Origin of the sequence: Azospirillum sp. TSO35-2, from assembly GCF_003116095.1 — a bacterium.
In the GTDB taxonomy this organism is placed as follows: domain Bacteria; phylum Pseudomonadota; class Alphaproteobacteria; order Azospirillales; family Azospirillaceae; genus Azospirillum.
Window position 1 is genome coordinate 1,139,636 of the sequence record NZ_LGRA01000008.1, and the last position, 294, is coordinate 1,139,929.

Here is a 294-nt window from a genome sequence, read left to right on the forward strand (position 1 = left end):
CGGCGGTGGCGCCGTCGTACAGGGTGACGACGCTGCTGGCCTCCGCCGTGCCGGTGATGGTCGGAACCACCATGTTGGTGATGCGGTCGCTCCCGCTCGACCCGCTGTCCGAACCCGACGCCAAGGCCAAACCGGTCGGCGCCGTGGTGGTGCTGTCGATGGTGACGGTCAGCCCAGTCGACGCCGTGGAGGTGTTGCCGGCGACGTCCACCGCGGTGGCGGTCAGCGTGTGCCCGCCGCTGCCCAGCGTGGAACTGGTGATCGACCACACGCCGCTGCCATCGGCGGTGCCGG

The 294-nt window shown here is 71.4% G+C and carries 1 protein-coding gene; it reads right to left on the minus strand.

Annotated elements, in window-relative coordinates:
- On the minus strand, positions 1 to 294 hold a 294-nt coding region (locus TSO352_RS33450; protein ID WP_199231501.1), incomplete at both ends, for an Ig-like domain-containing protein.